The following is a 25,081-nucleotide window of genomic DNA, read 5'->3' as shown; positions in this document are numbered from 1 at the left end:
TGTCAGGGTGAAGAAATCGGCGCGGCCTGCAGCGCCGCGAAATGCGCAACCGTGCGCGCCAGGCCGTCGGCGGGCGCCACGCGCGGGGACCAGCCCAGCGTGCTCCTGGCCAGCGAGATGTCCGGGCACCGATGCACCGGATCGTCCTGCGGCAGCGCGCGGTACTCCAGCGGCGCGTCCACGCCGGTGAGCGTGCGTATCATCGTGGCCATCTCCATCATGCTCATCTCCGCAGGATTACCGAGGTTCACTGGAGACGCCAGTTCGGGCGGGCTCTCCATGAGGCGGATCAGGCCTTCGATCAGATCGTCGACGTAGCAGAACGAGCGCGTCTGTGTGCCATCGCCGTAAATCGTGAGCGGCTTGCCCGACAGCGCCTGCACGATGAAGTTGGACACGACCCGCCCGTCATCCGGCGCCATGCGGGGGCCGTAGGTGTTGAAAATGCGCGCGATCTTCACCACCACGCCGCGCTGGCGCGAAAACTCCATGAACAGCGTCTCGGCGCAGCGCTTGCCCTCGTCGTAGCAGGAGCGAGGACCCACCGGGTTCACATGCCCCCAGTAGCCCTCGCGCTGCGGATGCTCCAGCGGGTCGCCGTACACCTCGCTGGTAGACGCCTGCAAGACGCGTGCCCCGCTCTCGGCGGCCAGTTCGAGCAAGGCCATCGAGCCGAGCACGCAGGCGCGCAGCGTGCCGATCGGGTCGGCCTGGTAGTGCACGGGCGATGCCGGACAGGCAAGGTTGTAGATTCGCTCAGGCCGCAGGTCGGTGACGGGCCGTGCCACCTCCTGCCGCCGCAGCGTGAAGCGCGGATGCGTCATCAGGCCGGCAATGTTCTCCATCCGACCGGTCTGGAAGTTGTCCAGGCACACCACCTGCCAGTCCAGCGCCAGCAGCCGTTCGCACAGATGCGAACCCAGGAAACCCGCGCCGCCAGCCACCAGTGCCAGGCCCGGCGCAGAAGTCAGTTCCGTCATGATGTCTCCATGAGATCGTCCAGCGCGCGCAGCCAGTCGGCCACGAATCGCTCCATGCCGAAGCGCGTGAGCGCGGTCAGGCGGGCGGCCGCGCCCCAGCGGCGCGCCAGGTCGGGGTCGTGTTCGAGCGCGGCCATCGCCTCGGCCAGCCGCTCGGGCCGCGTATCCACGTAGCCGCTCTGGCCATTGACGATGACCGTCGGCAGCTCGGTGGCGGCGAAGCCCACCACCGGCAGCCCGCACAGCATGGCCTCCACCAGCGACAGGCCCAGGCTCGCATATCGAATCGGGCTGAAGAAATAGCGATAGCGGGCCATGAAGGCCGCCACTTCCATATTCGGAATCTCGCCCAGGCCGCCCAGCGCTTCGGACCCCATGCCGATCAGGTCCAGCGGATGGCGCGCGCGTAGCGTCTCGAACAGATCCAGGCCGATCCGCCGCCCGCGGCGGGCCAGGTGGTTCACGACCACGATGCCGCGGGCGAACTCACCGCCATATCGGACCGCGGGCGCCGCCACGCCATGCTCGATGACGCGCGCCGGCATGGCTCCGCTGTCCCACATGATCGCGTTGTAATGGGTCACGTGTACGAGCATGCCGCGGGCATGCTGGAACGGGTGGCGCGTATCGGTCGGATGCGGCTCCGGCGGGTTGTGCTCGAGATAGAGGCTGGGCAGCCGCCGTTGCTCGGGCGTCAACAGCCGCTCGGCATCCCGCAGATTGTTCGCATGCTGATAGATGACGCAATCGAAGCGCTCGTCGCGCAACGAGCCTGCCGCCACCTGGCTCAGGTTGGGACCCCACGGGATGCGCTTTCCCAGCGGGCCATAGCCGGGCCGGCCGTCCATGGTGCCGGGCACCACGAAGGTATGCGGCACATGCGAGAGCGAATACAAGTAGTTGCCGTGCACATGCCAGGTGAGGATGCGCAGCGGCCTGCGCGCCCGCGCCGGATCCGTTTGTCTGTTCGCGTCGGCAGCGGTCATGGCGCCGGCTCCGCGAGTTGGCGCCGCACCTGTGCCATGACCATCGGCACCGTCACGGCGAGTGCGCAGGGATGCCCGATCGGACAGTCGAACACGCTGCACGGCCGGCACGGCATGTCCGCCGCCAGGACGGGATTGCGCTCCGTATCGCGCGGCGCCCAGCGCCGCACGTCGCTGCCCGACGCGATCACGACGCTGCGCGCGCCCACCGCGGCCGCCACATGCGAGATCCCGGTATCGTTGCAGACGAGGAGCCGGCTGCGGCGCACCAACGCCGCCAGGCCCCCCAGCGATGTCTGCCCTGCCACGTCGCCGAGCCGCGCGCCCGTCAGGGCCCGCAGCGCGTCCAGCAAGGGCCGTTCTTCCTGCGTGCCGGTCAGCACGACCTGCCAGCCTTCGCTGCACAGCCGGTTCGCCACCTCGGCATAACGCGCCACCGGCCAGCGGCGCGACGGCAGCCGCGCGCCCACATGCATCAGGACGAGCCGCTCACGGCGCAGATCATGGCGCTCCATCAAGGCGTCCACTTCCGCTTCGTCGGCCGCGCTCAGCGGCAACTCGAGCCGGTCATCCTCGGCCGGCACACCCACATGACGCAACAGGCGCAGATAGCGCTGTGGCTCCGGCAGCGTGTCGGGCCAGAGCATGCGCGCGCCGCGGCTCTCCTCGGCGGCCTCGGGCACGAAGCCGCCCCAGCGGCGCGCGCCGAACCGCGCCACGATGCCATTGGCAACACCCCCGCTGCCATGCATCTGCAAGGCGACGTCGGGCCGAAGCGCCCGCATCCGGCGATAGAACGCGGGCAGTTCCTGCTCGCGCGGCGCCTGCTCCGGGAACGCGGCGACACCGGGGAACTCGAGCAGCTCGTCCACGTAGGCGGAGAATCGGCTCACAAAGCCGCGCGCGCCGGCGAGTCCCACCAGAAGGATGCGGCTGTCCGGACAGGCGCGCCGCAGCGCCCGCAGCGCCGGCACGGTGCACAGCATGTCACCGAGCTGCAAGGCGCGGAACACCGCGATACTGCGCGGCGGGCGGGCCGGGTCGATCAGCGCCGTCATGGGTACACCCGGCCGAAACGCAGCATTCCCACGATGCGCCAGAAGGTGGCGAGCACGGGGATGCAGGCGGAGGTGATGAGCAGGTCCAGCACGTCGCGCGGCCGCCTGGCGGTGCCGCGCAGCCGGCGGACGAAGAACATGCCGGTCAGCGCCAGCCACACCACCCACACGAACGCGGCCGGCATCGGACCCTGCATGCGGGCAAGCGCCGCCGCGCTCAGGGCAAGGGCCGTGACGAACGCCGCGCAGGTGACGAAGTAGAACCAGGGCGGCGAGCTGCGGATGCGCGTGCGGAACAGATCGGGATGCTTGCGATACAGCAGCCCATCGAACAGCACCTTCTTCTGCATGCGCAGCCCGCCGAGAAACGGCACCGGCCGATACGGGTGCTCGACCCGCGCCAACGGCGCGCGCAGCACGCGCATGCCCTGGGTGATCAGCGCGAAATGCAGATCGGAGTCCTCGCGCCAGGCCATCGTGAAACGCGGGTCGAAGCCGCCCACCTGTTGCAGCGCGCTGCGGCGCACGAAGCAGTTGGCGGTGATGAACTCGGAACGCGTCAGCCCGCTGGCGTCACGCTCGTAATCGGTGGGAGGATCGGGCAAGGGCATCGAGGTCGCGCCGCTCAACGCCGCCACATCCGGCGTCAGCGCACGCACGCCCTGCCCCACCCAATCCGGCGCCGGAATGGTGTCATCGTCGGTAAACGCGATCAGACTGCCGCGTGCCGCACGCCAGCCCGCATTGCGGGCCCCGGCCGGGCCGCGGGTTTCATGCACGGCGAGATAGCGCAACGCCGGCAGGCCGTCCCAGCTCAGGGCGACGCCGGTCACCTGCGCCTCGGTCGCCGCGGACGCGCCGTCATCGCACACGATCACCTCGTACATGTCGCCCGGGAACTGCTGCATGCCCAGCGCGGCGAGACAGCGCCCGAGCAATTCGGGCCGTCCGCAAGTGGGCACGACCACCGACACCAGCACGCCGCCCGCTTCGGACCTCATCGCGGCTTCTCGACCAGGTAGGAGCCGATCACGAGCGCGTCCAGCGGCGAGCTCCAGAACGATTCGACCGCATCGCGCGGCGTGCAGACGACGGGTTCGCCGCGGGTGTTGAACGACGTGTTCACGAGCACCGGCACGCCCGTCAGCTTTTCGAAGGCGGCGAGCAGGTCGTAATAGCGCTCGTTCTGATCGCGCCGGACCGTCTGGACCCGCGCCGTGCCGTCGATGTGCCTGACCGCGGGAATCTGCCGCGCGCGGTGCGGCAGGACGTCGTACACGAACAGCATGAACGGCGCACAGATCCGCGCGGCGCCGCGCCCGTCGAACCACTCCACCGCCCGCTCTTCCATCACGACCGGCGCCACCGGCCGAAAATCCTCTCGATCCTTCAGGCCATTGAGGCGTGCCTGCATGGCACTGTCGAGCGGCGCGGCCAGGATCGAGCGCGAGCCCAACGCGCGCGGGCCGAACTCCATGCGCCCCTGGAACCAGCCGATGATCTTCTGCTGCGCAAGCAGCGCAGCCGTCTCGCCCGCCACGTCGTCGAGCCTGCGGTAGGCCAGCCGCGATTGATCGAGGAAGCGCTCGATGGTCTCGTCGTCGTACGCGGGCCCGAGGTAGGCATGCTCCATCGTCCACGCCCGGCCCTGGCCGCGCCGGTGGTAATCGACATAGAGCGCCGCGCCCAGCGCCGTGCCCGCATCGCCTGCGGCCGGCTGAACCCACACATCCTCGAACGGACCATCGCGGGCGATCCGCGCGTTCATGACGCAGTTGAGCGCCACGCCGCCCGCCATGCTCAAGGCCCGCGCGCCGGTCTGCTCGTGCAGCCATTGCACCATGTGCAGCGCGGTTTCCTCCAAGACATACTGCAGCGAGCTGGCGATGTTCTTGTGCCGCTCATCGAAGGTCGCGCCCCGCCGCCGCGCAGGTCCGAAGCGTTCGACCAGACGCGCCGGCTGGAGCGAATAGCCGCCCGCCTCTTCCAGCTGCAGGATCTCGCGAAACTCCTTGCGATAGGTGGGCGTGCCGAATGATGCGAGCGCCATCACCTTGTATTCGTCGGAAGAATGCAGGAACCCGAGATAGCGCGTGACGTCCTCGTAAAGCAGGCCGAGCGAGTGCGGCAGATCGATCTGTTTGAGCCGCGCATACTCGCCATCGTGAAAATGGCCATAGCTGGTGGTGACGCGCTCGCCGCGCCCGTCCATGGTGAGCACGGCGGACTCCGGGTGCGGCGTGGCAAGGAACGCGCTGGCTTCGTGCGCCAGATGATGGTCGAGATAGGTCCAGCGGGACTGGATGTGGTCCAGCGTCAGGTCGTCGAAGCGCGGGGACTTGAGGTGATGGGGCGCGCCGTCCAGCAGCTGACGCGGCGCGTTGACCAGATAGGAGATGAACAGCGGGTCCCAGGGCGATTCGCCATCCGGACCGACGCCGGCCCGCGACGGTTCGAGCGGCAGCACGATCTCGGGCGCCAGGCTCGCGCCCTGCCCCAGCAGCCGGGGATCGTAGGAGTAGACGATGTGGTCCACGTCGCGCAGCCGGATGCCCGCTTCGGCCAGGCAGTAATCGATCGCGTGATACGGCAGTTGCCAGGCGGTGAACGGCACCGGCCGCTTGCCGTGCTTGACGCGCGTGAAGCGCTCTTCTTCCGCCGCGGCGAGCACGACGCCATCGCGAACCAGCGCGGCGGAGCAGTCGTGGTAGGCGGCGTTGATGCCTAGGGTGTACATGGTCGTCTCCTATGCAGCGGCCCGCGGGGCGCGCCGGCGCAGATCCAAGAGTTCGTGCGCGGCCGCGGCCACGCGCGCGGGCGCCACCCCGGCGAGGCAGGCGTGGTGCCCCTGCGGGCACACGCTGCGGTAGCAGTACTTGCAGGGCACATCGTGATTGAGCACGCGCGCCGCCGTCTGCCAGGGTGTGTGCTGGGGGTTGGTCAGCGCGTAGAGGTCCACCACCGGCACCCGCAGCGCCGACGCCATGTGGGCCGGCCCGCTGTTGTTGCAGATGAACACGCTGGCCCCTTCGAGCGCCGCGCCCAGTTCGCCCAGCGAGAGCCGACCCGACAGATCGATGAGACCGGGCAACAAGGCGCGCGCCCGCATCAGCGCCGCGGCGAGCGCCGGATCCTCGCTGCCGCCCAGCAGCAGCACACGGCGGCCCTCCCCCCGCAGACGCGTGAGCGCCTCCACCAGCAGCGCGCCCGGATAGCGGCGCGAGCTTGCCGTGGCGCCCGCGTGCACCGCGATCCAGCCCGAGCGCTCCGTCACACCGGCGGCGTGCAAGGTGGCGTGCAGACCCCGGCGGTCGATCTCGCGCACCTTGAAGGACAGCCCCACATCGTCGCAGCGCGCGCCGATGGCGGCCACCAGATCCAGCTGGCGCTGCACCTCGTGCCGCGTCCCGGACTCCGGCTCCGTCTCGCGTTGCCAATGAGAGATCAGGCGGTACGGGTTCTCGCGGCTGTAGGCCAGCACGCGCGGAATACCGGCCAGATGGCACAGCAGCGCGGCCGGCAAGGCGCTCTGGCTGTATACGGTGAAAATCACCGCCCCATCCACGCCGAGCGCACGCATACGCGCAATGGCGTCGAGATCGCCCTGATGTCCACGAGAGCCGTTCTTCACCCACGCCGCCTCGTGTACGACCGTCGCATCGATCTCCGCCACGAACGGCGCGAGCTGCGCGCCCGACGGCGAGGCCAGCAGCGTAATGCGCCGCCTGCCGCCATCGCGCAGCGCCCGCATGGCCGGCGTGCTCATCAGCACGTCGCCCATGTTGTCGAGCCGTATGCACAGCAGATGACGGCAGTCGGCCCAGTCGGCGGCACCCGGCGCGGCATGCGGGTCCGGCACAGGCGGCGCCATCTCGTGTCCGGTCTCGTCGCGCGACAGGACGGCGCTCATGCCGCCACCCCGTTGAGCAGCCCGCCGCGGCTCGCCAGCCGCGCCAGCACCGCGTCGGCGGCCGCCAGCAGATCGGGCACCACGATACGGGGCCGGCGCAGCGGGCCGCCGCGCCAGATCGTTTCGTTGCCCACATTCAGCAGTACGGTCTCGCAGCCGGCCCGGCGCCCGGCCTCGACGTCATCGAGGATGTCGCCGATCATCCACGATGCGGACAGATCCAGGCGCAGATCCTTCGCCGCCCGCCGCAGCAGGCCGCAGGCGGGCTTGCGGCAATCGCACAGCCGGGCATAGCGCGACACGCTGCCGGCCGGATGATGCGGACACCAGTACAGGGCGTCGAGCTGCGCGCCGGCATCGCTGAACATCCGCTTCAGCCGTTGCGCCATGGCCGCGAGCTGGGCCTCGTCGAAACGCCCATACGCCAGCCCCGACTGATTGCTGATCACCACCAGCGGCAGGCCTGTCGAGGCCAGGCGCCGCAGGCCCGCCCGCGCGCCCGGCGCGAACGTCATCAGCGCCGGATCCACGTTGTAGGGCACGTCGGCCAGCAGCGTGCCGTCCTTGTCCAGGAAGATGGCCGGGCTCAGGGCCATGATGTCTCCTTCATCGGCAGCACCATCACTTCCGGCACCACCGATTCGGGCGGCTGCAGCAACACGAAGCGCACCGCGCGGGCCACGTTGGCGGGATCCTGCAGTGTGTCGACATCGATATCCGGAAAGCGATCGAGCAGGAAAGGCGTGCGCATGCCGCCCGCGATGACCGCGCTGACCTTGATTCCGGCGCCGCGCAGCTCCGCATGCAGCGCATGCGACAGGCCCATCAAGCCCCACTTGCTGGCGTGATACACGCTGGCATTCGGCCAGGCCCGGCGGGCGGCCGTCGACGCGATGTTCACGATATGACCGCCCGGCGCCAGTAATGGCTGCGCGAACTTGGCCATCAGGAACGGACCGGTCAGGTTGGTGCGCAGCACACGCTCCCACACGTCGGCGTCGAGACCTTCGAGGGGCGCCGTCACGTCCACGCCAGCGCTGTTCACGATGGCGTCGAGCCGGCCGAAATGCCGATGGGCAGCCTCGAGTCCGTCCCGCACATCGAGCAACACGCCCACGTCCATCGCGAGCGGCAGCACATCCGCGCCCTGCGCGCGCAGCCGCTCCGCCAGCACGGCGGCTCGCTGCCCATCGATGTCGGCGATCGCCACGCGCGCGCCGTCGGCCGCCAGCATCTCGCATAGCGCGGCGCCCAGGCCGCTGCCCCCGCCCGTCACCAGCACGACCCGGTCCGTCAGACTCTCCCACTCGTTCATCGTTCGCTCCTTCACGCCGCGATGCGTGCCGCGCGCGGCTGCGTGGCGGGTTGTCCGGCGATCATCCGGCCGTACACGTTCAACAGATCCCGCGCCACGCGGCGCCAGGTGTAATGACGCCGCGCGCGCTCGCGTCCTGCCTGCCCCATGCGGTGGCGCAGCGCCGGATCGCGCGCCAGCTGGGCCAGACAGGCCGCCAGCGCCTCGGGATTCTTGGGCGGCACGAGCAGGCCCGTGCGCCCATCGACCACGGTAGTTCGGATGCCGCCGGTGTCCGAACCCACCACCGGGCGCCCGCAGGCCATCGCCTCCACCGGCGTGATGCCGAAGGGCTCATACCAGGGCGTGGTGACGAACACGTCGCTCGCGCAGTAATAGCGCGCCAGGTCCGCGCGCGCGCGCCGTCCCTCGAACTGCACCCACGGGCCCACCCCGGCGTCCTCGGCCAGGCGGCGCAGCCGGCCGATCTCCGGCGTGGCGCGCTCGTTCGGCAGATCGCTGTTGCCGCCCACCACGCACAGCCTGGCGGCGATGCCATGGTCCTGGCGCAGCCTCGCGAGGCCCAGGATCACGTTGTCAACGCCCTTGCGGGGCACCATGCGGCCGAGCTGCAGCAGACGGAAGTCGTCGTCGGCCCAGCCGAGCTCGGCGCGCGCCTGAGCCTGTGGCATCGGGCGCATTTCCGCGGCGTCGTAACCGCAAGGCACGATGTCGATGCGGCGCGGATCGGCGCTGTAGAGCTGGAGCAGATCGAGCCGGTCCTCGGGACATTCGGCGATGATGCGGTCGGCATGCCGCACGATCTCGTCTTCGATGTCGAAGCGGCTGTCCGGAAACTTGTCGGCCTCCTGCTGGTGACGCCGGCGCACCTTGCCCAAGGCGTGAAACGTGACCGCCAGCGGAATGCCGTGCGCCTGAGCCACGGGCAGCGCGGCGTGCGCCGACATGAAGAAGTTCGCATGCAGGGCGTCGTAGCCATGCAGGCTCAGCGACACATAGCGCATCAGGTAGGCCGAAAAGGCGTCCATGTGCGGCAGCAGCGTTTCCTTGGGCAGATAGCAGGCCGGCCCGGCCGGAACGTGGATGACGTTGACGTTGGGCAGCCAGTGCACCACCTCCGGCTGCAGGGGGTTGTCCTTGCGCGTGAACACGTCGACATGCACGCCCGACGCACCCAGCTGGCGCGCGATCTGCGCCACATAAATGTTCTGCCCACCACTGTCCACGCTGCCCGCGACGGCAAGCGGCGACGCGTGTTCACTGATCACGGCGATCCTTCTCATGTCCCTGCTCCTTTGATACGGCCACTCGGGGCCACAGCGGGTGTGGCGGGTCTCCGGGTGCCGCCGCCAAGGCTTCGGACGAGGCTCTCCAGATGCGGGACGGGAACGCAAGCACTGTGCCGTCGAGGCCGCTGAGAAGCGCTTCTCAGCGCGACGGATTTCGCGGCACCCACGGGGATCAGGCACTTCTTACAGGACGGGCGTAAGAATGACGAGGGGCACTTGATCCCCCGCTTGATGCCGCGATTGCTCCCCCGCTTGATCCCCCGCTTGATCCCGGTATCACGGCGCCCGCCGAAAACGTTTCGCGCGCAACGAATCGCTGTCGACCGGACCGCAGCGCGGCGCTGTACCGCGCGCGCGAAACGGCAAAGCGTCGCGCGCCCGCTCAGCCCCGGCGCAGCGGCACCAGCGCGCCCACGGTGGCGACCAGCTCATTGATGTCGGCCGGTTTGGCGAGATGCACCTGAAACCCCGCCAACAGGCTGCGCAGGCGGTCTTCCTGGCTGGCGTGGCCCGACAAGGCCAATGCCGCGACCCGATGCGCCAGCGCGGCACCGCGCTCGGCTTCGAGCGCCCGCAGGCGCCCGACGACCTCGTAGCCGTCCATGTCGCCCAGCGACAGATCGCACACCAGCACTTGCGGCCACGCGGCCGAGGGCATCGCGGCCAGCGCGGCCAGGGCGCTGGTGCCATCGGCGTAAACGCTGACATTCGCGCCGTGTTCACGCAGCACCTCGCCGACGATCTCCCGGGCTTCGGGCTGGTCGTCCACCACCATCACGTCCGTATGCCGCAGCGTCGACGGCGCCAGTTCCTCGCGCGCCGGTGCGCTGTCGACCGCCCGCAACGGAAATTCCACGGCGTAGGTCACACCGCCCGCCGCCGACACCTGGCTGTGGAACATGCCTCCCTGCCGTTGCGCGCGGGCGGCCAGCTCGGCCGGGTCGAGCGCGGCCACCTCACGCAGCGTATCGGGCACCAGCAAGGCGGCAATGCCGGGCGCGGCGCCGGGCAAGCCGGTCTCGAGCGGCGTGGCGCCGTCCGGTCCGGCGGTCGCGCCGCTGTGCAGCGTCGTCTCGCGGCCGTCCGTCACGGCCAGCGAGGCCAGGCCACCCGCGCGGGCGAGCCGGATTTCCACGCGCCCGCCGGCCGGTGTGACGGCGATGGCGTGCATGCACAGGTCCCACACCAGGCGCTGGATCGCGCTCGGATCGCCAGTGATGCGCGAGGCTTCCTGGCCGATCAGCGTGTAGAGGTTCACGCCCTTGTCGTGCGCCAGGTCGCGCGCGGCATCGAGCACGCCCGCCACGACAGCCGCAAGATGCACGGGCTGGCGCGTCTCCTGCTCGCCGGCCGCCTCCAGCGCGTGTTGCTGACGCTGCAGCGCCCACATCTGCGCATACAGGCCGTCCCGGGCCAGCAATTCGTCGTGCCGGCCGCGCTCGGCCACGCGACCCCGGTCGAGCACCACGATCTGCTCCGCGTGCACGATCGTGGAAAGCCGGTGCGCGATGATGAGCGTGGTGCGACCGCGCGAGATCCGTTCCAGCTCACCCTGGATCGCACGCTCGGTGCGCGTGTCGAGCGCCGAGGTGGCCTCGTCGAAGACGAGGATCGACGGGTTTTTGAGTATCACCCGTGCGATGGCGATGCGCTGGCGTTCGCCGCCCGAGAGCTTGACCCCGCGTTCGCCGACCGGCGTGTCGTAGCCGGCGGGCAGGCTTTCGATGAAATCGTGAACGCGGGCGGCCCGTGCCGCCTGGACGATCTGCTCGCGCGTGGCGGCCGGATCGCTGTAGCCGATGTTGAAGGCGATCGTGTCATTGAACAGCAGCGTGTCCTGCGGCACGATGCCCAGCGCGCGCCGGATGCTCGTCAGGCTGACCGTGCGCAGATCCTGTCCGTTGAGCAGCACACGCCCCACGGTCGGGTCGTGAAAGCGGAACAGCAAGCGCGCCAGCGTGGATTTGCCCGAGCCGCTGCCGCCCACCACGGCCAGCGTCGTACCGGGCGGCACTTCCAGATCGATATCCCACAGGATCTGGCGGCCCGCGTCGTAGCCGAACCCCACCCCCTCGAACCGGATGCCACCCGCGCCCGCTGTCAGCGGTGGCAGGCCGGCCTGTTCGCCCTGTTCGGTGGGCAGGCGCAGCAGCTCGCACACACGCTCCGCGTTGACGAAGGCTTCTTTCGCCTGGCGGAAGATCAGGCCCAGCGTGTTCAGCGGCAGGCAGATCTGGATGATGTAGGCATTCACCAGCACGAGGTCGCCCACCGTCATCCGGCCGGCCACCACATGCTGTCCGGCCAGCAGCATCACGGCGGCCACGCCGCAGGCGATGATGCCGCTCTGCCCCACGTGCAGGCGGGACAGCGAATACTGATTGCGTATGCCGACGCCGGCCCAATCGTCGAGCACCCCCCGCAGCCGGCCCGACTCGAGCGCCTCGTTGGCGTTGAGCTTGACGGCTTCGTAGTTCAACAGGCTGTCGACGATGCGCCCGCTCGCGAGCGAGTCCAGCTCGTTCAACTGGCGCTGGTAGGGCACGCGTTTGCGCACCATGACCACGGTGTAGGAGAAGTACGCGACGAAGGTGAGCGCGACGATGAGCGCGAACCAGGCGCTGTAGCCGGCCAGCAGGATCGCCACCACGGACACGATCTCTACCAGCGTGGGCAGCAGCGTGAACAGCCCCGTGCCCAGCAGAAAGCCCAGACCGGCCGTGCCGCGCTCCACATCGCGGGCCAGACTGCCGGTCTGGCGCGTGCCATGAAAGCGCGCGCCCAGCCGCTGCAGCTGGTCGAAGATGCGGACCGTGAAATCGGCCACGGCCTGTTGCGCCACGCGCACGAACACCACGTCGCGCAGCTCGGTGAAGAGGCTGCCGCCGAAGCGTATCAGGGCGTAGCCCAACAGGAGGAACGCGGGCAGCACCAGCATCCCGGGCGCGCTGAGCCGGTCGACCACATGTTTGAGCAGCACCGGCACCAGCACCATCAGCAGCTTGGCCACGATGAGCAGCACGATCGCGATGGCCGTGCGCCGGCGCCGTCGCCACAGCGCCTCGAGAATGGTGCGCGTGACCTCCTTGCGGGCGAAATCGTTGTCGCCGGGCTGCCGGGTCGTCATGACGTATCCAGACTCATGGGAGGTTCCAAAGCCGCGATGGCGGATGCGGCGGCAGGCGCAGCAACCTGTGTTCCTATCCCGTCCTGCGTCCTCTGCCTCTGTTGCGTCGGTCGCAGGTATGCGGGTTGCTGGCTGCGGGCTCCCCTCATGCACCGCCTTCTTGATTGACGCCACCATGACCTCGTCTCACGTCTGGCCCGCCACCGCGGCCCCGCAAGACCATCGCCTGCGCCGCGCGGGCGGACTGCTCGGTTTCGCGATGGGGGGCTTCTTCGACGGCATCCTGTTGCATCAGATCCTGCAATGGCATCACCTGCTGTCGGGCGTGAGCGGGGGCATGTTCTCCAGCCTCCGGTTCCAGATCACGATGGACGGCATTTTTCATGCGCTCATGTACGTGATCGCCGCGCTGGGGCTGTGGCAGTTGTACCGCGCCCGCACGCTCGGCCCGGCGACCGGCTCGCCCTGGCCGGCGTTCTGGATCGGCTTCGGCGCGTGGCACGTGATCGATGCGCTCGTCTCGCATTGGATCACCGGCATCCACCGGGTCCGCATGGACAGCGAGGTGCCGCTCATGTGGGACCTGATCTGGCTCGTGCTGTTCGGGCTCGCGCCGATCTGGCTCGGCTGGCGGATGGCGCGCCGCTCGCGGGCGCGGCCTCCCGGCTCGGGCGGCGGCACCGGCGGCCCCGGCGATCATCGCGACACGCGCGGCGGTTCGCACAGCGGCGCCGCGCCGCTGCGGCCCGTCTCGTCGGCCGGCGGCGCGGCGAGTGGCGGCCAGGGTCCCCGCATGACCTTCATGCCGGCGCAGGCGCACGCGTCCCACGCCGTGCGGCCCCCTTCGCTCGCGCGGTCCATGGCTATCGCCGTGCTCACGCTGGCGACGCTGGGCGCGGCCGGCCTGAACCTGTTCCCGCTCGGGCAGGACCTGGACACCACCGTGGTCACGCTGAGACCCGGCCAGGGGCCCGCAGCCCTGATCGCGCGTCTGCCGGAAGGCGACGGCCGCGTGTTGTGGTCGGATCCCGCCGGCGAAGTCTGGGTGCTGACCGGCCTGGGCTTCGCGGACCGGCTTTCGCTCTATGGCGCCGGCGCGCTCTACGTGAGCGGCGCGACGCTGCCCGGCGGCTGCAGCCGGTGGCTGTCGGCCGATGTCGCGGGCGCCAGGGCCCGCACGGCCCCCGCGCCGGCGTAGCGCCGATGAGCCCGGATCCCGCCGTGGGCACGCGGATTGCTCGCAGCGTGCATCCCCCGCTCAGCAGGAGATCGACCATGCCCCTGACTTCTTCCGCCCAATCTTCCCGCGCGACCCCGCGCCCGGTACCTGGCGCGGGCGATCCGTCGCCCCGCGTCGACGCCGCCGACCCGGACGCGCATGTCGATGGCGCCTGCGTCCGCTTCACCCTGCTGGGCGGCGCCACGCCCGTGCGTGTGGCCGTGTCGAACAAGGCCATGGTCGAAGGCTTGGGCGCCGAGCCCAACGAGGCCAGCCTGCTGCAAGCGTATCGCCGGCACTACGCGCGGCTGCATGCGATCGCGTCGGAAATGGCGCCGAGTACGCTGGACGGCGGTGTGCTGGTCACCGATGCCGCGCTGGCACAGCACGGCGGTGGCGCGTCTGCCGCGGCAGCGCGCCCCTGACCACGTCTGCCGTCACGCGGCCCCTCGCGCAGGCGCCGTGCGGCCGCACAGCCCTTCACTAATTGGTTGCATAGCGAGTGGCCCGCCGGCGATCCCGGCGGGTTTTTTTATCGGTGCGCGACAACGGCGGCAGCCGGCCCCGGTGCCCAGACGCGCCGCGGCCCCGGGGTCGTCTCCACCAGGAGCATCTCCCCGGGGCCGCGTCGCCGTGCCCCTTGCCGATCTCACCGTGCCGACCCTGCCAGAGGGCCGGCGGGTGATGGCAAGTTTTACTTGGCCTTGCCCGCATTTGCCGCCTCGGCGTTGGCCTGAGACAGCGCGAGCATGCTGAGCTTCTCGTCGGTGGCCTTCTCTTCGGCCAGCGTTTCCTTCAGCAGCTTCAGCGCTTCGGTTTCGCCCAGTTGCTTGGCGAAGGTGCACAGCGTGCCATAGCTGGCGATTTCATAATGCTCCACCTTTTGCGCGGCGGCGATCAGCGCCGCATCGAGCACCGGGCCCTTCTCGACTTCTTCGAGAATTTCCTTGGCCTCTTCGACCAGCCCTTCCATCGCCATGCACTTGACGCGTTTCAGGCGCAGGTCGCTGCCTTCCACCATCTTGTCGATGCGCTCGATCTGGCCACGGGTTTCCTCCAGATGCAGCGTGAAGGCTTCGGCCAGCTTTTCGTCGGTGGCGGCACGCGCCATCTTGGGCAAGGCGCGCGTCAACTGCTTCTCGGCGCTGTAGATGTCCGAGAGTTCGTGGATGAACAGGTCTTGCAGGGTTTTTGCAGCCATGACTTATCTCCTGAATGAAAGGTAAAAAAATCGACGTGCCGCCGATATCGTTGCTCACGCAACCAGCGTTCCCGGATACAAGTCCGTGCACCGCGCCCGGCTGCGGGACGCGACGCGGCTGGCCCGCTTCCCGCGGCAGGCGTAGACTCTCGCCTTCGTTGCCGTCTTCCACGCTGTCGTCATGAATCCCCCCCAGGCCCCAACCTCCACGCGCGTGCCGTTCCGTGCGAGCTTTCTGCTGGGCATTGCCCAGATCCTGATCTGGGGCGGATCGTTCTTCCTGCTCTCGGTGCTTGCCGATCCGATCCACCGCGACACCGGCTGGTCCATGACCTGGATCTATGGCGCGCTGACGGTCAGCGTGCTGATCTCCGGCCTGCTGTCGCCGCGCGCCAATGTGTTCATCGCGCGCCGCCAGGGCCGCCGCCTGTTGATCGGCTCGTGCTGGATCGTGGCGGCCGGCCTTGCCGTGGTCGGGGCCGCGCCGAACCTCGCGATCTTCATCGCCGGCTGGTGCCTGATCGGCGCCGGCATGGCCGGCGGTCTCTACGATCCGCTCTTCGCCACCCTCGGCATCCAGTACGGCCAGCGCGCGCGCTCGATGATCAACGCCGTCACGCTCATCGCGGGCTTCGCCACCACCGTGGTCTGGCCCATCCTCGCGTGGATCGTCGAACCCCTGGGCTGGCGCGGCACCTGCTTCGTCTACGCCGCCGTACTCGCGCTCTGCGCCACGCCGCTCTACCTCAAAGGCCTGCCGCCGGACACCGGCCGCGACGCGTCGGCGGCGGCCCCGTCGGCGACGCCTGCGTCCACCGGCGCGACCGGCGCGGCGCTGCCGCGCAGCACCTATCTGCTGCTGTCGTGGGTGTTCTCGGTCGCGGCGATTCTCATGACCGCGGTGTCCGTCCAGATCATCGTGCTGCTGCAGGGCGCGGGGCACTCGCTGGCCTCGGCGATCGCGCTGGGCGCGCTGATCGGCCCGAGCATGGTCGCCATGCGTGTGATCACCTTGTCGATGAAGCGCCTGCATCCCATCTGGATGGCGGTGATCTCGGCCGCCTTCGTGGCGCTGGGCCTGACACTGATCCTGGTCAGCCCGCAGGCCGCGGCCGTCGGCATCGTCTGCTACGGCATCGGTAACGGCCTGCGCGCGCTGGTGCGCGGCACCCTGCCGCTGTCCCTGCTGCCCGCCTCCGACCTCGCGCCGGTCATGGGCCGCCTGGCGCGCTCGTCGCTGTTGTGCCAGGCCCTGACCCCGCTGGCCTGCGGCCTGCTGATCACCCACGCGGGTAGCCAGGGCACGCTCATCGTGCTGACGCTGCTGGCCATCCTGAACCTGGGTTTGACGTGGTGGCTGCGCGTGCGGGTGCGCGCCGCCGCGGCAGCACAATAACGGTTCTCATTACCCTGACAGCCGCAGGGGTATTACCCCTACGTACCCCAAGGCCATTGCCCGGGGCGGCGTCGTCACGTCTGATAACATGACTCGTCCGGGCGCTCCCGGGCCCTTCCGCCCAGGCCGCGCCATCCCGATCTCTCTAGCGTAAGACCCCGATGGTCGCCTCCGATACCCTTCTCAAAGCACTCCAAGCCTGTGTCGATCCCAACACCGGCAAAGACTTCGTCACGACCCGCGCGATCAAGAACCTGGACATCAGCGGCGACGGCGACGTGTCGTTCGACGTCGAGCTCGGCTATCCCGCCAAGAGCCAGATTCCGGCGCTGCGCCGCGCGCTGATCGGCGCCGCCAAGACCGTTGCCGGCGTGCAGAACGTGTCCGTCAACGTCCAGAGCGTGATCACGAGCCACTCCGTGCAGCGCGGCGTGGCGCTGCTACCCAATATCAAGAACGTGATCGCCGTCGCCTCCGGCAAGGGTGGCGTGGGCAAGAGCACCACGGCCGTCAACCTGGCGCTGGCGCTCGCGGCCGAAGGCGCGCGCGTCGGCATTCTCGACGCCGATATCTATGGTCCCAGCCTCTCGCTCATGATGGGCATCGAAGGCCGGCCGCAGAGCGAAGACGGCGACACGATGGAGCCGCTCGAGAACTACGGCGTGCAGGTCATGTCGATCGGCTTCCTGGTGGACGCCGACGAAGCCATGATCTGGCGCGGCCCGATGGCCGTGCAGGCACTCGAGCAACTGCTGCGTCAGACCAACTGGAAGAATCTCGACTACCTCATCATTGACATGCCGCCGGGCACCGGCGACATCCACCTCACGCTGAGCCAGAAGGTGCCGCTCACCGGCGCCGTGGTCGTGACCACGCCGCAAGACATCGCGCTGCTCGATGCGCGCAAGGGCGTGAAGATGTTCGAGAAGGTCGGCGTGCCGGTGCTGGGCGTGGTCGAAAACATGGCCGTGCATGTCTGTACCCAATGCGGCCATGTCGAACATATCTTCGGCGAAGGCGGCGGCAAGAAGATGGCGGCCGACTATGGCCTGGCCTATCTCGGCGCCCTGCCCCTCGACATCGATATCCGCATGCAGGCCGACAGCGGCCGCCCGTCGGTCGTGTCCGATCCCGATGGCGAAGTGGCCGGTCTGTACAAGTCGCTGGCACGCCAGGTGGCGGTGTCGGTGGCCGACATGGGCAAGGACTACTCCTCGGCGTTTTCGTCGATCTCGATCAAGCGCGCGTGAACCCGGCCATGGACACGCCCGCCGCCACCCCTCTGCCCGACGTGCCCATCACGCTGGACGTCGCCGTGCTGATGCGCAAGGAGCGCATCACCGGCGCGATGGCGCGCTGGCAGGAGTGGCGCTGGGTGCTGGAAGACGTGGTGGTCGACGAAGGCGGCTTCGGCACGCAGCCGCGCCTGCTCTATCACGATGACAACCAGCAGCGCTGGCTGCACCCCGGCTACACGGTGCGGCTGTTCAAGGACGACGCCGAGGGCTATCTGCTGAACGCCGATGCGCCCGCGCCGTGCTGGTTCGTGCTGTGGCGCATGGAAGAAGAAGCCGCCATCGCCGACGAGCCGCTCGCGCGGCCCGAGATCGTCACGCTGAGCTACCACGACGCCGGGCGCTGGCTCGACGCGCAGGAAACCGTGGAACAGATCCCCGCGCCCGAGCCCATCGTGGCCTGGCTGCGCGCATTCATCGCCCAGCACTATGTGCCGGAGCCCAAGCGCAGGCGCCGTCCCGCCAGCTTCCAATCGCTGCAGGATCGTTTCGGCAATCCGGCTTCGGTGAGCACGATCAAGAAGTTCGGCGGCGGCCAGGGGCAGTCATGAGCGATACGCCGCCCTCCGGTTTCCTGCAGCGCTGGTCGCGCCGCAAGATCGAGGCGCGCCAGGAGCCGGCGCGCCCCGCCGACGATCCGGCTGCGGCCGATGTGGCGCCCGACGCCGACACCGCGCCGACTGCCCCGGCGCCTGCCGACAAGGTCTCGGCGCCGGCTGCGCCCGACGCGGCGCGTGCGCCCGCCGGCGATACCGCCGCGCCCGCGCTGCCCACGCTCGACGATGTGCGCGCGCTCACGGCCGATTCCGACTACAGCGCGTTCGTGGCGCGCGAAGTCAGCCCGGAAGTGAAAAACGCCGCGCTGAAGAAGCTGTTCACCGATCCGCACTACAACGTGATGGACGGCCTGGACATCTACATCGACGACTATTCGCAGCAGGCCCCGCTGCCCGAATCCATGCTGCGTAAAATGGCGGTGTCGAAGGTGTTCGGATTCTTCGAAGACGAAGCGCGTTGCGCCGCCGGCGCCGTGCTGAACGAACCCGCGGCCGACCCGGTGGCGCCCGCCGGCGAGAGCCTGGCCGCGCCCGACGACGCGATGCATCAGGCCGCGATCGGCACGCCCGTCGCGGCCGCCGACGAACGCCACACCCCAGCGGGCACAGATCCGCAAGACTGCGATCCGGCCGTGGCCGAGGCCGCAGCCCGGAAACACAAGCACTGACGAGCCGTACCATGACGACACTGATCTGCGACTGCAATCGCACGATGCCGCTCGCGCCCGAGGCGCTGGGCGAGGCATTGGGCGAAACGCTCACGCGCCATTCCACCCTGTGCCGCCGCGAAGCGGGCGCCTTCCAGCAGGCCGTGCGCGGCGATAGCGACGTCGTCGTCGCCTGTACCCAGGAAAAGCGCCTGTTCGGCGAGCTGGGCGCCGCGACCGAGGGCGCCGTCGCCCCGGTCAAGTTCGTGAACATTCGCGAGACCGGTGGCTGGAGCCGCGATGCCGACCAGGCCATGCCCAAGCTCGCCGCGCTGCTGGCCGCCGCGCATCTGCCCGAGCCCGATCCGGTGGCCGTGGTCAGCTACAAGAGCGCGGGCCGCCTGCTCATCGTCGGTCCGCTCGACCGCGCCGAACAGGCGGGTGCGCTGCTCGACGACGTGCTCAACGTCACCCTGTTCTCGCAAGGCCCGGGGCAGCATGGCGGCGCGCAGAACCGGCGCTTTCCCACGCTCGCGGGCCGCCTCACCGGCACCACCGGCTGGCTCGGCGCCTTCGAGGTGCAGTGGACGCAGGACAACCCCATCGACCTGGATCTGTGCACCCGCTGCAACGCCTGTATCACCGCCTGTACCGAAGGCGCGATCGGGCTGGACTACCAGCTCGACCGCGCCAAGTGCGGCAATCACCGCGACTGCGCGGCGTCCTGTACCGTGGCGGGCGCCATCGATTTCAGCCGCTCGCCCGAAAGCTTCGCCGAAACCTTCGACCTGATTCTGGATCTCGGCACCCAGCCGCTCTTCACGCAGCACGCGCCGCCGCAGGGCTATTTCCGCTGGGACGGCGTCAATCCCGGCGTGCTGATGCGCCTGCGCGACATGGTCGGCGAGTTCGAGAAGCCCAAGTTCTTCGACTACAAGCAGAAGCTCTGCGCCCACAGCCGCAACGCCACCGTGGGCTGCAACGCCTGTGTCGAGATCTGTTCGGCCCAGGCCATTTCGAGCGACGTGCGCGGCCAGCAGATCAAGGTCAATCCGAATCTGTGCGTGGGCTGTGGCGCCTGTACGACCGTGTGCCCCACCGGCGCGCTCACCTACAGCTATCCGCGCAACCCCGACCAGGGCGCGCGCCTGCGCACGCTGCTCTCGACCTACGCCAAGGCAGGCGGCCGCGACGCGGTCCTGCTGCTGCACAGCCAGGAGCACGGCCAGGCCTTGATCGAAGACCTCGGCCGCCAGGCCCAGCTCAAGCGCGCGCACGGCGTGCCGGCCAACGTCATTCCGGTGCCGCTCTGGCATACGGCCAGCCTCGGCCCGGATCTGTGGCTCTCCGCCGTGGCTTACGGCGCCACGCAGGTCGTGGTGCTGACCACCGACGAAGAGGCGCCGCAATATCTGGCCGGGCTCGACGCCCAGCTCGACATCGCACAGACCCTGCTCAACGGCCTGGGCTATGCGGGCCGGCATCTGCACCTGCGCCGGGCGACCGACACCGCGAGCCTCGACGCGCAATTGCTCGCGCTCGTGGCCGAGGTGCCGCAGGCGCCTCGTACCGCCGCGCGCCACGCCCTCGCGCCCGAGAAGCGCAGCACGCTGGAGCTCGCGCTCGAACACCTGATCGCGCAGGCGCCGGCCGGCTTGCCGGAGGCGATCGCGCTGCCCGCGGGGGTGCCCGGCCAGGGTTCGCCGCTGGGCGGCGTGCGCGTCAACCGCGACACCTGTACGCTCTGCATGAGTTGCGTCAGCGCCTGCCCCTCGGGCGCGCTGCTCGACAATCCGCAGTCGCCGCAGTTGCGCTTCCTCGAGAAGAACTGCGTTCAGTGCGGCCTGTGCACCACCACCTGTCCGGAGTCGGCGATCGAGCTGGTGCCGCGCCTGTTGCTCACGCCGCAGCGCAAGGAGGCGGTGGTCGTGAATGAGACTCAGCCATTCCATTGTGTGCGCTGCAGCAAGCCCTTCGGCACCGCCAAGGCTATCGACGCCATGGTGGGCCGGCTGGCCGGCCACGCCATGTTCCAGGGCGCCGCTCTCGAGCGCCTGAAGATGTGCGGCGATTGCCGCGTCATCGATATGTACTCGTCCGAGAACGAAACCAAGATCACCCAACTATGAGCGCTTCCGTTTCCCTCGCCGACCTCTCTCCCGCCGGCTTCGACGAAGAAGTCGCGCGCGCCGAAATCTACGGGCTGCTGGCCCAGCTGTATTACGCCCCGCCCTCGCCCGAGCTGCTGGCCGCCGTGCGCGCGGCCGCGCCCGAAGCGCCGATGGCGGGCGGCTTTCTGGAGGCGCCGTGGCAGGCCCTGGTCGAACAGGCCAAGGCCGCCACCGACGCGGCCATCGCCAGTGAGTACGAGGCGCTGTTCGGCGGCGTGGGCAAGCCCGAGATCTATCTGTTCGGCTCGCACTACCTCACCGGCTTTCTCAACGAGAAGCCGCTGGTGGGCCTGCGCGACGACCTGGCCGCGCTGGGCCTGGCCCGCGATCCGGCCATGCCCGAGACCGAGGATCACATCGCCTATCTGTGCGAGGTGATGCGCTATCTGATTGCGGGCGACGACGCGGCGGTGGCCAACCTGACGCAACAGCGCAGCTTCTTCGCGGCACACCTGCAGCCCTGGACGGGCGACATGGCCGACGTGATCATCGCCCACCCGGCGGCGCGCTTTTACGGCGCGGTTGCCGCCTTCACGCAAGCCTTCGTCACCGTCGAGGCCCAGGGCTTCGACATGCTCGGCTGACACCGTAAGCACCGGAAAAAGCACACTTTTTCCATTTACAAACCGCGCGGATTGCTGCGCTGCAACTTGCTTCCGAGAATAGGGACGGTTGCTGCACTCTTCTGCCGCGAGGTACATTATGCAAAGTTTTTCATACCTAGCTGCCCAGGAGACGACCATGTCCGATCACCCCATCGACCGTACACGCCGCAAATTCTTTGCCGGTTCGGCCGCCGTCGGCGCCGCCGCCGTGGGTGCCGTCGTCCTGCCGGGCGTGCAGACCGCGCCCGCCGCGCCGCAAGCGCAGCCCGCTCCCGAGCGTGGTGGCGGCTATCGCGTGAGCGAGCACGTCAAGCGCTACTACAAGACCACTCTCGTTTAATTCGCGGAGCGAGACCTATGCTGCTCACCAAAAAAACCGGTGGCGCCGCCGACAGCGCCGCCGATTCGCATTTCATCCGCAGCCTGCGCCGCGGCATGTCCCAGGCCCTGCCCACGATGGACCGACGCACGTTCCTGCGCCGCTCCGGCCTGGGCGTGGGCGCCGGTCTCGCCGCCACCCAACTCGCGCTGGTCAAGCGCGCCGAGGCCGCCGACGGCAAGGTCGCGGTGGGCAATACCAAGCTCACCGTGCGCCGCACGGTCTGTAGTCACTGTTCGGTGGGCTGTGCCGTCGACGCCGTCGTCGAGAACGGCGTCTGGGTGCGCCAGGAGCCCGTGTTCGATTCGCCGATCAACCTCGGCGCCCACTGCGCCAAGGGCGCGGCGCTGCGCGAACACGGCCACGGCGAGCACCGCCTGCGCTATCCGATGAAGCTGGTCAACGGCAAGTACCAGCGCATCAGCTGGGACACCGCCCTGCAGGAAATCACCGATCGCATGATCGCCCTGCGCAAGGAAAGCGGTCCCGACTCCGTGTACTTCATCGGCTCGTCCAAGCACAACAACGAACAGGCGTATCTGATGCGCAAGTTCGTGAGCTACTGGGGCAGCAACAACTGCGACCACCAGGCGCGCATCTGTCACTCCACGACGGTGGCCGGCGTGGCCAATACGTGGGGCTACGGCGCCATGACCAATTCGTACAACGACATGCAGAACGCCAAGGTGGCGCTGTATATCGGTTCGAATGCGGCCGAGGCCCACCCGGTGTCGATGCTGCACCTGCTGCACGCCAAGGAAACCGGCTGCAAGGTGATCGTGGTCGACCCGCGCTTCACGCGCACCGCCGCCAAGGCCGACAAGTACGTGCGCATCCGTTCGGGCACCGACATTCCGTTCCTGTTCGGCGTGCTGTATCACATCTTCAAAAACGGCTGGGAAGACCAGGCCTACCTGCAGGCCCGCGTCTACGGCATGGACGACGTCAAGGCCGAAGTGCTGGCCAAGTGGACGCCCGAGAAGGTCGAAGAGGCCTGTGGCGTCGACGAAGCCACCGTCTTCAATGTGGCCAAGACGCTCAACGAAAACCGCCCCGGCACCATCGTGTGGTGCATGGGCCAGACCCAGCACACGATCGGCAACGCCATCGTGCGTGCCTCCTGTATTCTGCAGCTCGCGCTCGGCAACGTCGGGCGTTCGGGCGGCGGCACCAACATCTTCCGTGGCCACGACAACGTCCAGGGCGCGACCGACGTCGGTCCCAACCCCGACTCGCTGCCCGGCTACTACGGCCTGGCCGAAGGCTCGTGGCGCCACTTCGCGCGCGCCTGGGGCGTCGACTACGACTGGATCAAGAGCCGCTACGCCTCCCCCGCCATGATGACCAAGCCGGGTATCACGGTGTCGCGCTGGATCGACGGCGTCCTCGAAAACCCCGACCTCATCGACCAGGAAACCAACCTGCGCGCGGTGTTCTATTGGGGTCACGCGCCCAACTCCCAGACCCGTGGTCTGGAGATGAAGCGCGCCATGGACAAGCTCGACCTGCTGGTCGTGGTGGACCCCTACCCGTCGGCCACCGCGGCGATGGCGGCCATGCCGGGCAAGCCCGAAGAGCTGAACCCCAACCGTGCGGTGTACCTGCTGCCGGCCGCCACGCAGTTCGAAACGCGTGGCTCCTGTACGGCCTCGAACCGCTCGCTGCAATGGCGCGAGCAGGTGATCGAGCCTCTCTGGGAAAGCCGTACCGATCACATGATCATGTACCAGATGGCCGAGAAGCTGGGCTTCGGCAAAGAGCTGGTCAAGAACTACAAGATGGAGAAGGCCAAGGGCGGCATGGAAGAGCCCTCCATCGAAGACATCCTGCGCGAGATCAACGCCTGCGTCTGGACCATCGGCTACACGGGCCAGAGCCCCGAGCGCCTGAAGGCCCACATGCGCAACATGCATGTGTTCGACGTGAAGACCCTGCGCGCCAAGGGCGGCAAGGATCCCGAGACCGGCTACGACCTCACCGGCGATTACTTCGGCCTGCCGTGGCCGTGCTGGGGCAACCCGTCGCTCAAGCATCCGGGCACCGCGAATCTGTACGACACCAGCCTGCACGTGATGGATGGCGGCGGCAACTTCCGCGCCAACTTCGGCGTCGAGCGCAATGGCGTCAGCCTGCTGGCCGAAGACGGCTCCCACTCCAAGGGCGCCGATCTCACCACCGGCTATCCCGAGTTCGACCACGTGCTGCTCAAGAAGCTGGGCTGGTGGGACGACCTGACCGCCGACGAAAAGAAGGCGGCCGAAGGCAAGAACTGGAAGACCGATTCGTCGGGCGGCATCATCCGCGTCGTCATGAAAGAGCACGGCTGCCACCCCTTCGGCAATGCCAAGGCGCGCGCCGTCGTCTGGAACTTCCCGGATCCGATTCCGCAGCATCGCGAGCCGATCTACGGCACGCGCCCGGACATGGTCGAGAAGTATCCGGCTCAGAGCGACATCAAGACCTTCTGGCGTCTGCCCACGGTCTACACCTCGCTGCAGAAGAAGAACGTCGCCGACAAGATGTACGAGAAGTTCCCGATCATCCTCACGTCCGGCCGTCTGGTCGAGTACGAGGGCGGTGGCGAAGAAACCCGCTCGAACCCCTGGCTGGCCGAACTGCAGCAGGAGATGTTCGTCGAGATCAACCCCAAGGCGGCCGCCGACCGCGGCATCCGCAACGGTGATCGCTGCTGGGTGCTCACGCCGACCGGCGCGCGGATGAACGTGCAGGCGCTCGTGACCGAGCGCGTGGGCGTCGATACCGCCTTCATGCCGTTCCACTTCTCGGGTCACTGGCAGGGCAAGGATCTGCTCTCGCACTACCCCGAGGGCGCGGCCCCGATCGTCCGTGGTGAAGCCATCAACACCGGCACCACCTATGGCTACGACTCGGTGACCATGATGCAAGAAACCAAGACCACCATCTGCAACATCGAAAGAGCTTAAG

At 68.7% G+C, this 25,081-nt stretch carries 21 protein-coding genes; 10 read left to right on the top strand and 11 right to left on the bottom strand.

Features of this window, described 5'->3' with window-relative positions:
- Positions 1-2: 2 nt before the first annotated feature.
- The 10 genes from CEK29_RS11610 to CEK29_RS11565 all read right to left on the bottom strand — a co-directional run bounded on the left by CEK29_RS11610 (position 3) and on the right by CEK29_RS11565 (position 12,665).
- Positions 3-980 carry a UDP-glucuronic acid decarboxylase family protein gene (locus tag CEK29_RS11610; RefSeq protein ID WP_094799921.1) on the bottom strand — a complete coding sequence of 326 codons (978 nt, stop codon included), beginning with the start codon at positions 978-980 and terminating at the stop codon, positions 3-5.
- Positions 977-1,966 (bottom strand): glycosyltransferase family 4 protein, encoded by a 990-nt coding sequence (locus CEK29_RS11605; RefSeq protein ID WP_094858170.1) that lies wholly within the window; start codon positions 1,964-1,966, stop codon positions 977-979. The genes CEK29_RS11610 and CEK29_RS11605 overlap by 4 nt, the downstream gene beginning before the upstream one ends.
- A complete protein-coding gene (locus CEK29_RS11600) occupies positions 1,963-3,024 on the bottom strand; it encodes a glycosyltransferase family 9 protein (RefSeq protein ID WP_094858169.1) in 1,062 nt (353 codons plus the stop codon). Before CEK29_RS11600 ends, CEK29_RS11605 begins: the two co-directional genes overlap by 4 nt.
- Entirely contained in the window at positions 3,021-4,025 is a 1,005-nt protein-coding gene (locus CEK29_RS11595) for a glycosyltransferase family 2 protein (RefSeq protein WP_094858168.1), read from the bottom strand. Before CEK29_RS11595 ends, CEK29_RS11600 begins: the two co-directional genes overlap by 4 nt.
- Positions 4,022-5,761 carry a carbamoyltransferase family protein gene (locus tag CEK29_RS11590; RefSeq protein ID WP_094858167.1) on the bottom strand — a complete coding sequence of 580 codons (1,740 nt, stop codon included), beginning with the start codon at positions 5,759-5,761 and terminating at the stop codon, positions 4,022-4,024. The genes CEK29_RS11595 and CEK29_RS11590 overlap by 4 nt, the downstream gene beginning before the upstream one ends.
- A gap of 9 nt (positions 5,762-5,770) precedes the next feature.
- Complete coding sequence (locus CEK29_RS11585; protein ID WP_255176137.1) at positions 5,771-6,934, bottom strand: glycosyltransferase family 9 protein; 1,164 nt, start codon at positions 6,932-6,934, stop codon at positions 5,771-5,773.
- Positions 6,931-7,530, bottom strand: coding sequence for a D-glycero-alpha-D-manno-heptose-1,7-bisphosphate 7-phosphatase (locus CEK29_RS11580; RefSeq protein WP_094858166.1), 600 nt, complete (start codon positions 7,528-7,530; stop codon positions 6,931-6,933). Before CEK29_RS11580 ends, CEK29_RS11585 begins: the two co-directional genes overlap by 4 nt.
- On the bottom strand, positions 7,521-8,249 hold the full coding sequence (locus CEK29_RS11575; protein ID WP_094858165.1) for an SDR family oxidoreductase: 729 nt from the start codon (positions 8,247-8,249) through the stop codon (positions 7,521-7,523). Before CEK29_RS11575 ends, CEK29_RS11580 begins: the two co-directional genes overlap by 10 nt.
- 11 nt (positions 8,250-8,260) lie before the next feature.
- Positions 8,261-9,532 carry a glycosyltransferase gene (locus tag CEK29_RS11570; RefSeq protein ID WP_094799914.1) on the bottom strand — a complete coding sequence of 424 codons (1,272 nt, stop codon included), beginning with the start codon at positions 9,530-9,532 and terminating at the stop codon, positions 8,261-8,263.
- A gap of 388 nt (positions 9,533-9,920) precedes the next feature.
- Positions 9,921-12,665 (bottom strand): ATP-binding cassette domain-containing protein, encoded by a 2,745-nt coding sequence (locus CEK29_RS11565; protein WP_094858164.1) that lies wholly within the window; start codon positions 12,663-12,665, stop codon positions 9,921-9,923.
- 175 nt (positions 12,666-12,840) lie between these two features.
- On the opposite strand from CEK29_RS11565, the gene CEK29_RS11560 reads away from it, so the two are divergent.
- A complete protein-coding gene (locus tag CEK29_RS11560) occupies positions 12,841-13,863 on the top strand; it encodes a DUF2243 domain-containing protein (protein WP_094858163.1) in 1,023 nt (340 codons plus the stop codon).
- A gap of 77 nt (positions 13,864-13,940) precedes the next feature.
- Positions 13,941-14,309, top strand: a complete 369-nt coding sequence (locus CEK29_RS11555; protein ID WP_176456883.1) for a DUF1488 family protein — start codon at positions 13,941-13,943, stop codon at positions 14,307-14,309.
- A 269-nt stretch (positions 14,310-14,578) separates the two neighbouring features.
- On the opposite strand, the gene CEK29_RS11550 is transcribed toward CEK29_RS11555, so the two are convergent.
- Complete coding sequence (locus CEK29_RS11550; RefSeq protein WP_094799911.1) at positions 14,579-15,085, bottom strand: YciE/YciF ferroxidase family protein; 507 nt, start codon at positions 15,083-15,085, stop codon at positions 14,579-14,581.
- A 181-nt stretch (positions 15,086-15,266) separates the two neighbouring features.
- Between CEK29_RS11550 and CEK29_RS11545 the strand changes: the two genes are divergently transcribed.
- From CEK29_RS11545 to CEK29_RS11510, 8 genes are all read left to right on the top strand, one after another.
- Positions 15,267-16,481: an MFS transporter gene (locus CEK29_RS11545; RefSeq protein ID WP_094858161.1), complete on the top strand. Its 1,215-nt coding sequence runs from the start codon at positions 15,267-15,269 to the stop codon at positions 16,479-16,481.
- 161 nt (positions 16,482-16,642) lie between these two features.
- Positions 16,643-17,731, top strand: coding sequence for an iron-sulfur cluster carrier protein ApbC (apbC, locus tag CEK29_RS11540; protein ID WP_094858160.1), 1,089 nt, complete (start codon positions 16,643-16,645; stop codon positions 17,729-17,731).
- An 8-nt stretch (positions 17,732-17,739) separates the two neighbouring features.
- On the top strand, positions 17,740-18,327 hold the full coding sequence (locus tag CEK29_RS11535) for a DUF3305 domain-containing protein (protein WP_440588323.1): 588 nt from the start codon (positions 17,740-17,742) through the stop codon (positions 18,325-18,327).
- Positions 18,324-19,001: a DUF3306 domain-containing protein gene (locus tag CEK29_RS11530; RefSeq protein WP_094858159.1), complete on the top strand. Its 678-nt coding sequence runs from the start codon at positions 18,324-18,326 to the stop codon at positions 18,999-19,001. Before CEK29_RS11535 ends, CEK29_RS11530 begins: the two co-directional genes overlap by 4 nt.
- An 11-nt stretch (positions 19,002-19,012) precedes the next feature.
- Positions 19,013-21,109 (top strand): 4Fe-4S binding protein, encoded by a 2,097-nt coding sequence (locus tag CEK29_RS11525; RefSeq protein WP_094799907.1) that lies wholly within the window; start codon positions 19,013-19,015, stop codon positions 21,107-21,109.
- Positions 21,106-21,735: a TorD/DmsD family molecular chaperone gene (locus CEK29_RS11520; protein ID WP_094858158.1), complete on the top strand. Its 630-nt coding sequence runs from the start codon at positions 21,106-21,108 to the stop codon at positions 21,733-21,735. The genes CEK29_RS11525 and CEK29_RS11520 overlap by 4 nt, the downstream gene beginning before the upstream one ends.
- Before the next feature lie 157 nt (positions 21,736-21,892).
- The gene (locus CEK29_RS11515) at positions 21,893-22,096 is read left to right on the top strand and encodes a twin-arginine translocation signal domain-containing protein (protein ID WP_094799905.1); all 204 of its coding nucleotides are present in this window, start codon (positions 21,893-21,895) and stop codon (positions 22,094-22,096) included.
- Between the two features lie 17 nt (positions 22,097-22,113).
- The gene (locus tag CEK29_RS11510; RefSeq protein WP_094858157.1) at positions 22,114-25,080 is read left to right on the top strand and encodes a formate dehydrogenase subunit alpha; all 2,967 of its coding nucleotides are present in this window, start codon (positions 22,114-22,116) and stop codon (positions 25,078-25,080) included.
- Position 25,081 lies beyond the last annotated feature (1 nt).

The sequence above is a fragment of the Bordetella genomosp. 5 genome (assembly GCF_002261475.1).
In the GTDB taxonomy this organism is placed as follows: domain Bacteria; phylum Pseudomonadota; class Gammaproteobacteria; order Burkholderiales; family Burkholderiaceae_B; genus Bordetella.
The sequence above is the reverse complement of the archived record's forward strand: the minus strand, read 5'-3'. Positions and strand labels throughout refer to the sequence as shown.